Below are 12,488 nucleotides of genomic sequence, written 5' to 3'. Positions count from 1 at the left end.
CGAACCGCCAGGCCGGCCCGCCCCAAGCTCAATCGCGTACCGAGTCGTAGGCGATTGATCACGAGCCCCGATTATCACAGCAACGTTGGCCGATACTGTTGACCGCCGTGCGGTGGTGCGGGCCACCACCGCGGGCCAACTACGGGCCTCCGCAGGGCTGTGTGCCCAGGCCCTGACGGAGAACCGAAACGTGTTGCTGCTGCTCGCCCTGGTTGCCGTGGGGACGAGTTGCAGTGCTCTCGGAGCTCCTGCCCGGCGCACCTTCCCGGTCCGGCTGTTGCCGGGCGACCAGGTCGCGGCCGGGCTCGCGCTGACCAACGTCTCCTTCCAGGCAGCGATGCTGGCCGGTCCCGCGATGGCCGGGCTGATCATCGCCCGCTGGGATTTTTCCGCCGCATACGCCGCCCAGGCCGTGGCCATGGCAGTCTCGATGCTCGCGGTGATCCGTCTGCCTGCCATGCGGCCCGAAGGCGCCGACGCGGCAGGCGACAGGCGCCGGCCGGAGCGTGGCGGTTGGCGGATCACCCTGCGCCGCCCGACGCTGTGGGGCTCGATGGCCACCGACCTGTCCGCAACGCTGCTCGCCATGCCGATCGCACTCTTCCCGCTGGTCAACGAGATCCGCTTCGGGGGAAACCCGCAGACCCTCGGCCTGTTCCTCTCGGCCGTCGCGGTCGGGGGAATCACGGCCGGTCTGCTCTCCGGCACGGTGACGCGCTGGCGCCGCAGCGGCCTGGTACAGCTGTCCGCAGCCGGGGTCTGGGGCCTGGCACTGGCCTGTTTCGGCCTGACGGGGCCGCTGTGGCCGGCGCTCGGTTGCCTGGCCGTGGCGGGCGCCGCCGACACCGTGTCTGTCGTCACCCGCAGCGCCCTGGTCCAATTGGAGACCCCGGACGCGTACCGGGGGCCGGGTCTCCTCGGTAGAACACGTCATCGGTGTCGCGGGCCCTGAACTCGGCAACTTCCGTGGTGGCCTGTCCGTGGTGGCCTGTTGGCGTCGGTCACCTCTGCCCCCTTCTCCCTGGTCTTCGGGGGACTGTCGGCCATCCTGGCGGTCGCCGCCGTGGCCGCGACCAATGCCCCCGTTCGCGCCTACCGCACGCCGCCTGCTCCCGCGAAGCCGACCGTCCCTGGGGTCGCCGACGCGGCGGCGGCCGCTGGTTGGGTTTCCTGATTCGCCTCCCCCTTGAGCCCGTGAGGGGTCGTCAGCGTCCTGCGCCGCTGACGACCCCTCACCGAGTGTCATTCCGCGTCGGCGGCGTCCGGATCGCGCAGCGGACGCAGGCCGCCGGGCAAATCGGGGAGTTGGAAGGAATACCGGCCGAGCATGTTGATGTGATGGGCGGACGAACGGGGAGAGGCGGTCCACGTCCTCGTCGCGGACGTCGAACCCGTCCTCGCGCAGCTGAGTGACGGCGGCGTCCATGTACCTCGTGTTGAAGAGCGCCAGGGCTCTGCCGCGTCTGGTCAACCGGCTTCGGCGGACGTGGAGTTGAAGGTCTCCCGCATGAGCTGGTTGGTTGCGCCGGGCTGTTCGACCAGGCTGTCGTCGTCCTCGAGGCGGCCGCACGTGTCGTCTGCTGTCACTTGCACCTCTCTGCCGAACGCGTTGAGGGGCCCTGGTGCCGTACTGGCACCAGGGCCCCGAAGGAACTGCTACACCATCTGCCGGCCCTGGCACTGCGCCGGCCTACTGTGTCCGCACGCCACCAGGGGGGTGGGCGGCGGGTGCGGGGATCGCGGTTGCTCGACCGGAGACCACCTCACTATCGATGTCCTGCGGTACCCGGGCTCAAGACGTCCGCCCGGGCGATCCTGATGGCGCCTGGCTCCTCCGTTCTTCCCTCTGAAATCACTCACTTGCCACGCGGGTTACTGCGTACTGCTGGTGATGCGAACTGCTCCGTGGCCTGTGACAGCGCCACTCTTCGGCAGCCAGCCCCGTCGCCCGTCCTGCGTCTGCTCTGGCTTGGAACCCCACTGCCGAACCTCCCGGCACGCGCGCCCGCAGCCGACGCCTTCACCGAGGTGCTGCTCACTGACTTCACTGCTGGGCACTGCTGGTACCGCTCACGGCGGCCCCTGATCACTGCGGGCCACCCGGTCCGGTCGTCAGTCCCGTCACCGTCCTGCAACAACCCTGGCTTCGGAACTCCACCACCGCACCGTCCTGCGCACTTGCAACTGCGGGTACTGCTGGCCGGCAGTTCGTGTCTGCCGGGCCCCATCGATCTCGACTACGAGAGAAACCATAACCACGCCACCATCCGATGTCTACTCCGACCAACATAGATTTCCGCTCACTCGGCAGTGCGGTAATCGACTGCAACCGGCGATGGAAGCTAAGGGTTGTCCCGTAACTGCTGGTCAAGAGGCTGGCCAGGGTGCGGAAACTGGTAAGTGCTGAGTGCACGGCTGGATCTGGTTCGGGAGCTGAACTGGCATGCCTGTCCGCCCCGGCTGCCTGAGCAGCCGATCCTCTACCCGGTCCTCGACGAGGACTACGCGGTCAGGATCGTGCGGGACTGGAACGTGAAGCACGATGGCGCCGGCTTCGTCACTCGTTTTGAGGTCGAGTCGGAGTTCTTGAGCCGGTATCCCATCCAGCAGGCGGGCGGGCAGACGATCCTCGAACTCAGGGTTCCGGCCGAGGAGCTGGACGACTTCAACGCCCACATTGTCAGCGAGATCCAGGTGGTCCACGAGTTCCGCTGAGGCGGGGAGGACTTGCTGACGGGGAGCACGCTGGCCCTGGGCGATGATCCCGACGTGGGAGAACAAGGCCCACAAGCAGGTCCGCGCCCGTGTCGAGCACGTCTTCGCCCGAATGAAGACCTGGAAGATCCTCCGCGACTGCCGCCTTGACGGCGCCGGAGTCCACCATGCCATGCGGGGCATCGCCCGGATGCACAACCTCGCCCTCGCCGGATGAACGAGCTGGCCACACGAAGGCCAAGCATGCCCGAGGGGCCCAAAGATCATTCACGGGACACCCCTTACCGGCGCGGGTAGGGGCGGGCACGCCGAACTCGGCTTGCGTACGGCGGGGATCGGCACGCTGAGCGCCTACGCGAGTTGGGGTACGAGGCGGAAGCGGGCGGTGTGGTACTGGATGGCCACCTTGCCCTTGCCGGTCCGGCACGGGGAGCCCGCGGGGGCGGCGCAGGTGGACATCGGGCAGTCGTGCGATTCCACGCGCTTGAAGTCGTCGCTCACGACCCAGGCGACCGCCGGGCCTCCGTGTGTTTCATGAGTGACCACCTCTGAACACACGGAGGCGAAGCCGACCTGTCGCCGCCGATCTCCACGTTTCCGTCGGCTGGTCAGCGGTGAGGCTGGCGCCGTGTGGCGTGGATGGAACCGAGCAGATTGAGGGACTGGGCGCTGGGGCTTCCTGGTTCGGCGTGGTAGATGACGAGTTGTTGGCCGGGCGTCTCGCGTACGTCGAATGCTTGATGGGTGAGAGTGAGCGGGCCGACGTCCGGGTGGAGGAAGTGTTTGGCGTCCCGTGCTTTGCCTCGCACCGTGTGGGACTGCCAGAGGCGGGTGAAGTCCACGCTGTGCTCGGTGAGAGTGCTGACGAGTTCGCGCAGTCGTGGGTTGTCCGGGTCGAAGCCGGTGGCCTCGCGGAGGTTGGCGACGGTGGCTTGTGCTGCTCGGTCCCAGTCCGTGTAGAAGTCGGGGCCTGCGGGGTCGAGAAAGGTCATGCGGGCCAGATTGTCCGCCGGCGCGAACGGCGAGTAGAGGGCGTCGGCCAATGCGTTGACGGCGAGGAGGTCCAGGGTTCGGCTCATGACGAATGCCGGCGTGTTCGGGTAGCCGTCCAATAGCTGTTGTAGGGACGGGCTGACTCGCTCCGCGAGGTGGGCGGAGGGCCGTTCCCTTGGGGTGGCCCCGGCCAGCCGGTACAGGTGCGCGCGGGCATCCTCGTCGAGGTGCAGCGCGCGGCTGAGCGCGTCGACCACCTGGGCTGACGGGTTGTGTTCGCGGCCCTGTTCGAGGCGGGTGTAATAGTCGGCGTTCACTCCGGCCAGGACGGCGACCTCTTCGCGGCGCAGTCCGGCGACTCTGCGGGCTCCGTAGCTCGTCATGCCGACGTCCTGCGGCTTCAGGCCGGCGCGGCGTGCTCGCAGGAAGTCTCCCAGGTGGTTGTCGTCCATGTGTTCAGGCTAGGCGGCGGCCCGGTGCGCTGCCTGGGTGTGGCACGTCCAGGCAGCAAGCGTCCTGGTTGGTGGCCGCTGACCTGCCCAGACTCGGTGGAGCGGGGAGGACCGCACCGTTTGAGGAGAGGAGTCCGCCATGGCCGGGGCCGTTGAGGGCGACCGCGTCGACGTGGTCGGGATGTGGGTGACCGCGGATGGTCACATCCGTCAGGAGCTGCTGCCGGACGGCCGCTACGTGGAGGCCCGCGGCGAGCGGCGCCGCGCGTACACCGGCCGGTACACGGTGACCGGCAGCCACCTGGACTACGTCGACGACATCGGGTTCACCGCCACGGGCGACATCCGGGACGGAGTGCTCCATCACGAGCACCTCGTGCTCCACCGGGAGCGGAAGTCGTCGTAGAGGAGGCCGGGCCGCGGCGCCTGGTCACCGGAAGGCGAATCCGCCGTCGGCGGATCCATGAGTCCCCACACAGCAGTCAGCCAGCATCAACGAGAAGCAAGGACCGTATCCATGACAGGACAACGACTTGACGGCAAGGTCGCGCTGATCACGGGCGCGACCGGCGGCCTCGGCACAGCGACCGCCGAGCTCTTCGCCCGCGAAGGCGCCCGGCTGGTGATCACCGATGTCGCCGAAGGTCCGCTGCGAGGTCTGGCCGAGCGGCTGGAGGCACGGGGCGCGGAGGTCGTCGCCGCCCGCCTCGATGTCTCTTCCGCGCGCGAGTGGGACGACGTGGTCACCCTAGTGCGCGACCGGTTTGCCACGCTGGACGTGCTCGTGAACCTCGCCGGCATCCTGGACTGGCCTGGTATCGAGGACACGCGGGAAGAGGTGTGGGACCGCGTCATCAACGTGAACCAGAAGGGCACCTGGCTCGGCATGAAGGCGGCGATGCCGCTCCTGCGCGCAAGCGGCGACGCGTCGGTGATCAATACCTCGTCCGTACTCGGCCTGGTGGGAAGCGGCGCGGCCGCGGCCTACCAAGCGTCCAAGGGGGCCGTACGCCTGCTGAGCAAGACCGCCGCGGTCGAGTACGCCCGGCAAGGAGTACGGGTCAACTCGGTGCATCCCGGGGTGATCGCCACACCGATGATCCAGGACCTCCTGGACGACCAGGGTGACCAGCAGCCGGACATCCAACGTACCCCCATGCGCCGGGCCGGCCACGCCGACGAGGTCGCACCCGCGATCCTCTTCCTTGCCTGCGACGACTCCTCGTTCGTCACCGGCTCGGAGCTGGTGGTCGACGGCGGCCTCACCGCGCACTGAACAGCCCAGCCGCGCGACGACCACGACGGACTGCCTCGAACGCCGCAACCCGTGAGCGCCTCAACGGCTTGGCCCACCTGACCCGTTCACGCACTGCCGAGCTTCAGGCAGCCCGCACCGGCGCCTGCCCGCACACTCACCTTCTCCAGGGACCACACCATGACACCTGCAACCGCGTCCGCCGAAGCATCCGAATCCACCGAGTTCGCCGGGAAGACCGCCCTCGTCACCGGGGCCGCGCGCGGCGTGGGCAAGGAGACCGTGGCGCTTCTCCACGCCCGCGGCGCCCGCGTCGTCGCCGTCGACCTACGCCCTGACATCACGACTCTGCCGGACGAGTTTCCCGGCGTACTCGCGGTGCGCGGCGACATCACGCGAGAAGAGACGGCCGCCCGCGCGGTGCAATCGGCCTTGGGTACCTTCGGAGGACTGGACATCCTTGTGAACAACGCCGGACGCACCTTGAACAAGCCCATTACCCAAACCACCGCCGAGGACTGGGACGCTGTGATGGCGGTCAACGCCCGCGGCTCGTTCTTCTGCGCCCGCGAAGCATTCCGGGTCATGAAGAGCCGCGGCGGCGGTGCCATCGTCAGTACCGGGTCCTATGCCGGCACCGTCGCCCTGCCCGAAGGCGTCGCCTACAGTGCGTCGAAGGGCGCTCTGGCCCAACTGACCAAGGTGTTCGCCGTCGAGGGCGGGCCACTGGGCATCCGCGCCAATCTCGTTGCCGCAGGCGTCATCGAGACCGATTTCCTCGACACGATCCGCCCCGACAGCCGCTCATACCTGGCGTCCTTCGCCGAGGCACAGCCCCTGGGCCGAGTCGCGCAGCCCGAAGAGATCGCCGAGGTCCTGTGCTTCCTGGCTTCACCACGCTCCAGCTTCATCACAGGAGCCGTGGTCGCCGCTGACGGCGGCTTCACCGCGGTATAGCGCCGCACCAGGCAATGTGTATCTAAAACGGATGCTGCCGATGTTCTTCAGCCGCGGCAGCAGGCGGAAGTTGAGCAGCTCGGTGAAGGCGAACCCGACCACGCTGGCGCCGTGCGTGTCGACGTAGTTGGACTCGATCCCGGCGTCCGTGCAGTGCCGCAGCAGGCCCTCGACCATCGCCGCGACCTCGGACGACGGACCGACTGGGCCGGTCGCTCGATGATCCGCGCACCCCGTGTGATCGCCGACTACGACGAGCTGTGCGAGCCGCTGCGCGCCCGGCGCATCCACGGCAGCGGACACCAGCCGGGCGACCCGGACAATGCCGCGGCCGCGGTGCTGCGAATCGTGGCGGCCGATCAGCCGCCGACGCGCCTGCTGCTCTGCACCGACGCGCTTCAGCTCGTCCAGGCCGGACGCGACACTTTCGAGGCACATGCTGGCATGGGCCGAACTGTCGGCCTCCACCGACTTCGACGATGTCAGCCGGTCCGCCTGACACCCGCTGTCGGGCCCCCAACGCGGGGCAGCGAAGGCGGCCGACCCGCAGGTTTCGACAAGACGATCTACAAGCGAAGGACGGAAGTCGAGCGAACGATCAACGCCTTGAAGAACTCCCGGGCCGTGGCCACGAGGTTCGACAAGCGCGGCTCCATCTTCCACGGCACCGTCACCGTCGCCTCGATCCGACTCTGGCGCCCGTGATCTCCGCCGGGTCTAGTCGCCGGTCGTACCGTCGAGCATCTCGCGCAGGATGTCCAGGTGGCCGTTGTGGCGGGCCGTCTCCTCGATGAGGTGAAGGAGAATCCAGCGCAGGTCGACATGGAGACCGTCGCGGACGGCTCGCTGGGCCTGCTTGTCCAGGCCGTTCCCGGCGACCAGTTCGCGGTAGTGGGCGCTCTGTTCGGCGTATTCGTCGAGCAACTGCGTGAGCGGGAAGCCTACGGCGATACGCATCTCGCGGTCGGGGTCCTCCTCGGTCCAGGGGCCCCGGTCTTCCTCGCCGAGGAAGACCACCTGGAACCAGTAGTACTCGACCCAACGGAGGTGGTTGATCACTCCGCTCATGGTCATCAGCGGTGAGCCCGGCAGGAGCGCCTTGTGGGCGTTCTCCGCAGAGACGCCATCGCACTTGGCGCGGGCGGTGTCACGTGCGTAGTCGAGAAACGTGGTGAGCTGGGTGCGCTCGTCCCACGCGGGCGGCGTGTCGTCGATTCTGGTCATCGCGCGAAGCGTCCCCGATCACCGCGACCGATGTCGAGGCATTTAACGCCGGGCTGTCCGGCTGCCGTCCGGCTCAGCCGTTCAGAATGCCGCTGACCTCGGTGGCGGGGACCGTGTCCGCGGCCCGCGGAACCGTCACGCGGACCGGCTCACCGATGTCCGACAGGGCCATGGTCAGCGTCACCCGCGCACCGGACATGTTGACGCTCATGCGGATCTGCACCAGGCGCCCCCGGCCGTCGACCCACGCGTCCGCGAAGACCGGGAGGTCGCTGCCCAGGGCATCGCGGGCTTGGTCCGTCTTCGTGCGGGTATCCGGGGTCATGCGCAGGGTGACGGTCCGGTGGTCGAGGATGCCGCGGTAGCGCACTGCACGCACCCCCTGGATGTTCTCCTCGCGCTCCCGGGAGATCTTGCGCATGGCGGCGATCTGCTGCAGGACGTGCTCGGGGTCGTTGAGCGGGGCCCGCAGCAGGTAGTGCGCCTGCGCCTTGTCCCGGGGCACAACCCCCCAGGCATCCTCGCCGATCCCCTGGACGCCGCTGACGTAAATCTTGCCGTCCGCGAAGACCTGGTCGCTGTGGTCGATGGCGCCGCCGGGGAGGTCGACCGCCAGGTGACCCCTGTCCGCGGCGAAGTCGAAGCCGCCGGTGACGGTGAGGCCGTACACCTGGCCCTCACCCTCCAGTTCGATCTTCTGGCGGAACCCGGCGCTGTCCTCGCGGAGAGCCGCGACGGCCGCTTGTACGGCGGACCGGGGGCCTGACGACGATGTGGAAGACGGTGACGCGGCCGCGGGCCTGTCACGGCTTCCGGCGTCGGCCGTGGAGCAGCCGGCGCACAACAGTGCGGCGGCAGCGGTGAGCACGAGAGGACGGCGCATGGGATTCTCCGAAGTTCTTGGGCGAGCACTCGGCCATTGCGGCACCGCCTCGCGCGGAGATCTTACGAAGTTGCGCACAGCCGTGCGAACTAGGGTCCGTCTTCAAAGATTGCTGAGGGTGGATCACGGTGGAGTGGTACGCCGTCATGAACTCACCGATCAGGAGTGGGAGTTACTCGCTCCGCTCATACCGCGGGCCTCGACAGGTCGACCACGGGTGGAGGACCGCCGGGTCATCAACGGGATGGTCTACAAGATCCGGACCGGGATCTGTGCCTTGCTCGTGCCCCCTTCGTCGCACGCGTGGCCGCCGGCGCCGGAGGCGGCGCCTGGACGGGCTTCACGCCCAGCTTGGACAGCCGCTCCTGCTGCTCGGTCGACAGCTGCGCCCAAGTACCCCGCTGGAACTGCCGCTGGAGCCACCGCCCGATGTCGTAGCCGTCCATCAACACGCCCGGCTGGATGTCGGGAAGGCTGCCATCGGCGTGACACCTATTTATGTCTGTGGGCGGGCGCCGGTCAGGCCAGGAGTTCCTAGTTGTGCTGGTCGGGCCGGGGGTAGAGGCGTTCGTGTTCTTCGTGGGTGTGGAACGTCCGGTACTGCGGGAAGTCGCCGTTGGTGATGAGAGCCCGGAGGGTCAGGACGGCTTCGGCGCCGGGGACGCTCCACCGACTGCCGGTGATATCGAGACGGTCGGCCACCAGATGACGTGCTGCTCCTTCGACGATGCCGCTGGCCATGGGCCTTCCGGCGTCGAGGGCCTCGTCGTAGCGGACGAAGGGGGCGTTGTTCTCCAGGTAGCGGCAGCCCTGTCCGCTGCGGCCCGTTGATCTGCGGGCAGGCCCGACCGGTCGGCTTGTGTGCGGATTCCGGAGAGCGCGCCCAAGGCGTCGCCGCTCTCGCGGCTCCCGCTGAATGCACTTCGAGGTCGCCGGCCCGGGGAGTCGGGGCGGTGGCCTCCCCTCACTCCGTGCCCTCGACCAGGATGCCGAGGATGGCGAGGAAGGCGGTGGCCGCGGGTGTGCCGTTGTCGCGGCTGGCGATGGCGGAGGCCCGAACACTGCTGGCAGGTGTCGCGGGCCAGCGCTGAGAGTCATGTACGAGAACAGGCTCGGTATCCGGAAACGGATGGCCTGACCTCTCTGATGGCTGGCCGTTGTCACTCGCACGCGATCTCGTTGCGCGGCGTGCAGGGCGTGCGGAATGGCTCCCGCTTCACTTCCTCGCCGCCCTTGAGGAAGACACGGTCCCTTGGATGCTGTGCTCGCGAAGGATGTGCCCGCCCTGGTCGGGTGCCGCGCGGGCCGTAGGGACGGAGTCGGAGCTTGCTGATGTGGCTGGGCGTCTTGCGTGCCGCTGATCAGGAGTGTGGGAAACGTGGGGGTGCAGCGCGGGAAACGATCTCCTCTTCTTGGGCGCAGGGGCTGATCAGCGAGTTCCGTCGGTGCCCCCAGGGGGCCGGGGCGGGGCTGGAGGTGAGCTTGTCCAGCAGCGCCCAGGTCTGTTCGGCGTCACCCGAAGCGGGAAGAGATCGGGGTCGGGGCCGTCCAGATGGGCGATGACGACGGCGGTCCAGTCGGCGGCGCTGTGGAGGCCCAGCAGGCCCGGTGCCGGGGCGCCGGGCGGCAGCGAGCCGAGGACAGCGGCCTCGTGGCTATTGGCGGCGGTCAGCGGGTCGTCGTCGGGGGCCGCCTTGACGAAGGCCCGTTGGCCGTCGGCCAGACGGAGCGCGGCGGCGAGCTGGTGGCCGCCGCCGCTCGGGGTAGGGGCCGTACTCACCTATCGGCAGGAACGGCTCGATCAACTTCCATTGCTCGTCGGTCAGTTGCCTGCGCGTCACGACCGTCTTCCTACCGGACCCACCTTCCAGACGGATCCGGATCGGCAAAGATTGATCAGAACATCACACAGGCCCTAGGACGCTCCCGGGGTGGTCTGACCTGCAAGATTCATCTGGCCGGTGAGGGTGGACGCCGCCCCCTGGCCCTGCTGATCACTCTGGGCCAGTAGTGGGGCGATGCCCCACAGCTCATCCCGGTCATGGAACGCATCCGCGTCGGCTTCGACAAGACGATCCACAAACGGAGGAACGAAGTTGAGCGGACGATCAACGCCCTCAAGAACTTTCGGGCCGGCGCGACGAGGTACGACAAGCGCGCCTACGTCTTCCACGGCACCGTCACCATTGCCTCGATCCGACTCTGGCTCCGCCCATGATCCGACGGCCAGAACCTGGCGGTGAGGTGCTCGAAAAACCAGTGGAGCAGCGCCGCTGTGCGCCATTACCGTGCTGCCGAACCAGGCGTCTAGGCAAGGACGTGCCGTTGTACACCCTGTGAGACCTCCCGAGTGCTGATTCGTCGCGCGTCGCACATGTGCGCCGCGCTCCTTTCTGCTGCGGTCTTCTCACCGAAACCGGTGTACTTCTGTGCTCAACAACTGGGTTGTCATGCCCACCTGCCTGCCTCTCGTCGTCCGCCGTTGCCACGCATGCGCGTCTGAGCGCTTCCGGGCAAACGGCAAGTTTCGTGTCAACGCAAACCACAAGCTCATTGACGCCTGGCTCCTCGTGCTCTGCACCTCTTGCGGGGAGACTGCAAAGCTCACGGTCCTGGAGCGGGTGAATGTGCGCTCCATACGGCCTGAGCTGCTGGACCGCCTGCATGCCAACGACCTTGGCCTGACAGCCAAGTTGCTCCAGGATCCGGTCGTGCAGCGCCGTAACCGCATCGCCCTCGACTGGGACAACGCCTGGCGCCTCGGCACCGGCGGATCGGATCACCTGGACCGCGAGGCGATCGACGTCTCGGTCCGCTTTGCGGCGCGGATCCCTGTCCGGCCGGTGCGATTGATCGCTGAAGGTTGCGGTCTTTCGCGGGCCGAGGTCGAGAGACTGATCACGGAGGGGAAACTCGTTTCGGCAGTCCGGCTGAGCGGCAAGCTCTCCGGCGACTTCACCTTCACGCTCAAGCGCTGAGCCTTCCCCAGGGGCCAGGGGCCAGGGGCCAGGGGCCAGGGGCCTGTCTGGCATGATCCGCCGGACAGGCCCCTGGCCCCGCCAACCGGGCCACCCGGCAACTCGCCCTCGACGCGGGCGACGGCAAGCCCCTCGCGATCGAAGCCCTCACCGACCGAGCCCGCACCGCTACGGACACCAGGTGATCCACCTCGCCACCCTCGCCATCAACGCCCGCCCACAGTGATCCATCGGCTCGGCGGTTTTAGTAATGGGGCAGGCATGGGCTTCCCATCTCATGCTCTCGGCGCCACCCCATGCTCGACTGACGTCCGAGCATGTCGGCGACGGTGCAGGGGCGGCTGTCCTGGGCGTTGGGGTGTGGCAGCTCGACGCCGCCCTGCGCTTCCGCTCCTGGAAGGTCGAAACCGGCAGCGGCAGCACCTGGACCCAGACGGCGTCCAAGCTCAACCACTGCGACAACCCCGCTGGATCGTCGAGGACACGACCAGCGGAGCCCTCACCCGCACCGTCGAGTCCGCCTCCGGCGACATCGCCGCCACCACCAGCAAGACCGGCGACACCGTCCTGCAGCTGACCACCGTCCACGGCGACTCGGTGATGAGGGCGGCGGCCTCGTGCAGGTGGCAGGAGGCGTCGCCGTCGCGGTCGGGTTCGATCTGTTCCGCCCGGCGGGCGGCGGTGCTCACCAGCTGCGCGAGGGCGGGGAAGAGGGCGCCGGGCACGTCGATGTCCTCCTGGAGCTCGCGCAGGATCGCGGTGAGCTCCTGGCGGTCGACGTCGTCGGCTTTCAGGTCGTCCTCGATCTGGTGGAGGGCGAGCTGGGCGATGCCGAGCGAGGCGCGTACGGGAGCGGCCGGTCACCGCGTGGTCGCCTTGGTGGTGGCGATGAGGGCGGCGAGGGTCTCCCAGCCGTGATGCCAACTTTCGTCACGTGAATTCTCAGGATCGGCGGGCCACCTCGGCCGCGTAGGCCGTTCCAACGGACCCGGCCGCCCATCGCTCGGCGGCCGATGGGCTGATCCCCAGCA

Annotated in this window: 15 protein-coding genes and 6 pseudogenes; 12 read left to right on the top strand and 9 right to left on the bottom strand. The window is 68.3% G+C overall.

From position 1 onward, the window contains the following. Positions 1-70 precede the first annotated feature (70 nt). On the top strand, positions 71-952 hold the full coding sequence (locus OHA64_RS01430) for an MFS transporter (RefSeq protein WP_405623804.1): 882 nt from the start codon (positions 71-73) through the stop codon (positions 950-952). A gap of 39 nt (positions 953-991) precedes the next feature. Continuing rightward, on the top strand, positions 992-1,174 hold the full coding sequence (locus tag OHA64_RS01425) for a hypothetical protein (RefSeq protein WP_405606708.1): 183 nt from the start codon (positions 992-994) through the stop codon (positions 1,172-1,174). A gap of 68 nt (positions 1,175-1,242) precedes the next feature. Here OHA64_RS01425 and OHA64_RS01420 read toward each other — a convergent pair. Continuing rightward, a pseudogene (locus tag OHA64_RS01420) lies at positions 1,243-1,453 on the bottom strand (Tn3 family transposase); the annotation flags it as partial. Positions 1,454-2,400: 947 nt separating this feature from the next. Here OHA64_RS01420 and OHA64_RS01415 point away from each other — a divergent pair. Together OHA64_RS01415 and OHA64_RS01410 are read left to right on the top strand one after the other, a co-directional pair. Beyond that, the gene (locus OHA64_RS01415) at positions 2,401-2,715 is read left to right on the top strand and encodes a hypothetical protein (RefSeq protein WP_405606706.1); all 315 of its coding nucleotides are present in this window, start codon (positions 2,401-2,403) and stop codon (positions 2,713-2,715) included. A 46-nt stretch (positions 2,716-2,761) separates the two neighbouring features. After that, a pseudogene (locus OHA64_RS01410) lies at positions 2,762-2,932 on the top strand (transposase); the annotation flags it as partial. 134 nt (positions 2,933-3,066) lie between these two features. Here the strand turns inward: OHA64_RS01410 and OHA64_RS01405 are convergent. Beyond that, positions 3,067-3,216, bottom strand: a complete 150-nt coding sequence (locus OHA64_RS01405) for a hypothetical protein (RefSeq protein WP_405606704.1) — start codon at positions 3,214-3,216, stop codon at positions 3,067-3,069. Positions 3,217-3,323: 107 nt separating this feature from the next. Further along, a complete protein-coding gene (locus tag OHA64_RS01400) occupies positions 3,324-4,160 on the bottom strand; it encodes a helix-turn-helix transcriptional regulator (protein ID WP_405606702.1) in 837 nt (278 codons plus the stop codon). A 139-nt stretch (positions 4,161-4,299) separates the two neighbouring features. On the opposite strand from OHA64_RS01400, the gene OHA64_RS01395 reads away from it, so the two are divergent. The 3 genes from OHA64_RS01395 (at position 4,300) to OHA64_RS01385 (ending at position 6,372) form a co-directional block, all read left to right on the top strand. Then, on the top strand, positions 4,300-4,566 hold the full coding sequence (locus OHA64_RS01395; RefSeq protein WP_405606700.1) for an Atu4866 domain-containing protein: 267 nt from the start codon (positions 4,300-4,302) through the stop codon (positions 4,564-4,566). Positions 4,567-4,677: 111 nt separating this feature from the next. After that, complete coding sequence (locus OHA64_RS01390) at positions 4,678-5,436, top strand: SDR family NAD(P)-dependent oxidoreductase (protein ID WP_405606698.1); 759 nt, start codon at positions 4,678-4,680, stop codon at positions 5,434-5,436. Between the two features lie 159 nt (positions 5,437-5,595). Beyond that, complete coding sequence (locus OHA64_RS01385) at positions 5,596-6,372, top strand: SDR family NAD(P)-dependent oxidoreductase (RefSeq protein WP_405606696.1); 777 nt, start codon at positions 5,596-5,598, stop codon at positions 6,370-6,372. 27 nt (positions 6,373-6,399) lie between these two features. Here OHA64_RS01385 and OHA64_RS01380 read toward each other — a convergent pair. After that, positions 6,400-6,567: pseudogene (locus tag OHA64_RS01380) on the bottom strand (Tn3 family transposase); the annotation flags it as partial. A 327-nt stretch (positions 6,568-6,894) separates the two neighbouring features. Between OHA64_RS01380 and OHA64_RS01375 the strand changes: the two are divergent. Continuing rightward, a pseudogene (locus tag OHA64_RS01375) lies at positions 6,895-7,077 on the top strand (IS5/IS1182 family transposase); the annotation flags it as partial. Positions 7,078-7,089: 12 nt separating this feature from the next. Here the strand turns inward: OHA64_RS01375 and OHA64_RS01370 are convergent. Then, positions 7,090-7,596 carry a DinB family protein gene (locus OHA64_RS01370; protein WP_405606694.1) on the bottom strand — a complete coding sequence of 169 codons (507 nt, stop codon included), beginning with the start codon at positions 7,594-7,596 and terminating at the stop codon, positions 7,090-7,092. Between the two features lie 73 nt (positions 7,597-7,669). Further along, positions 7,670-8,479 (bottom strand): hypothetical protein, encoded by an 810-nt coding sequence (locus OHA64_RS01365; RefSeq protein ID WP_405606692.1) that lies wholly within the window; start codon positions 8,477-8,479, stop codon positions 7,670-7,672. On the opposite strand from OHA64_RS01365, the gene OHA64_RS01360 reads away from it, so the two are divergent. Continuing rightward, positions 8,478-9,017: a transposase gene (locus OHA64_RS01360; RefSeq protein ID WP_405606690.1), complete on the top strand. Its 540-nt coding sequence runs from the start codon at positions 8,478-8,480 to the stop codon at positions 9,015-9,017. The genes OHA64_RS01365 and OHA64_RS01360 overlap by 2 nt on opposite strands. Here OHA64_RS01360 and OHA64_RS01355 read toward each other — a convergent pair. Continuing rightward, positions 9,014-9,220 (bottom strand): hypothetical protein, encoded by a 207-nt coding sequence (locus tag OHA64_RS01355; protein WP_405606688.1) that lies wholly within the window; start codon positions 9,218-9,220, stop codon positions 9,014-9,016. The two genes, OHA64_RS01360 and OHA64_RS01355, sit on opposite strands and share 4 nt — an antisense overlap. A 688-nt stretch (positions 9,221-9,908) precedes the next feature. Then, complete coding sequence (locus tag OHA64_RS01350; RefSeq protein WP_405624436.1) at positions 9,909-10,259, bottom strand: hypothetical protein; 351 nt, start codon at positions 10,257-10,259, stop codon at positions 9,909-9,911. A 261-nt stretch (positions 10,260-10,520) separates the two neighbouring features. Between OHA64_RS01350 and OHA64_RS01345 the strand changes: the two genes are divergently transcribed. The 3 genes and pseudogenes from OHA64_RS01345 to OHA64_RS01335 form a co-directional block, all read left to right on the top strand. Continuing rightward, positions 10,521-10,697 (top strand): hypothetical protein, encoded by a 177-nt coding sequence (locus OHA64_RS01345; RefSeq protein WP_405606686.1) that lies wholly within the window; start codon positions 10,521-10,523, stop codon positions 10,695-10,697. A 211-nt stretch (positions 10,698-10,908) separates the two neighbouring features. After that, positions 10,909-11,457 carry a DUF1062 domain-containing protein gene (locus tag OHA64_RS01340; RefSeq protein ID WP_405606684.1) on the top strand — a complete coding sequence of 183 codons (549 nt, stop codon included), beginning with the start codon at positions 10,909-10,911 and terminating at the stop codon, positions 11,455-11,457. A gap of 361 nt (positions 11,458-11,818) precedes the next feature. Further along, positions 11,819-12,063, top strand: a pseudogene (locus OHA64_RS01335) (hypothetical protein); the annotation flags it as partial. On the opposite strand, the pseudogene OHA64_RS01330 reads toward OHA64_RS01335, so the two are convergent. Beyond that, positions 12,048-12,287, bottom strand: a pseudogene (locus OHA64_RS01330) (hypothetical protein); the annotation flags it as partial. The pseudogenes OHA64_RS01335 and OHA64_RS01330 overlap by 16 nt on opposite strands. Positions 12,288-12,488: the final 201 nt, after the last annotated feature.

Source organism: Streptomyces sp. NBC_00076 (assembly GCF_045041235.1).
Taxonomy (GTDB): domain Bacteria; phylum Actinomycetota; class Actinomycetes; order Streptomycetales; family Streptomycetaceae; genus Streptomyces.
This window is presented reverse-complemented; position numbering and strand designations above follow the sequence as displayed.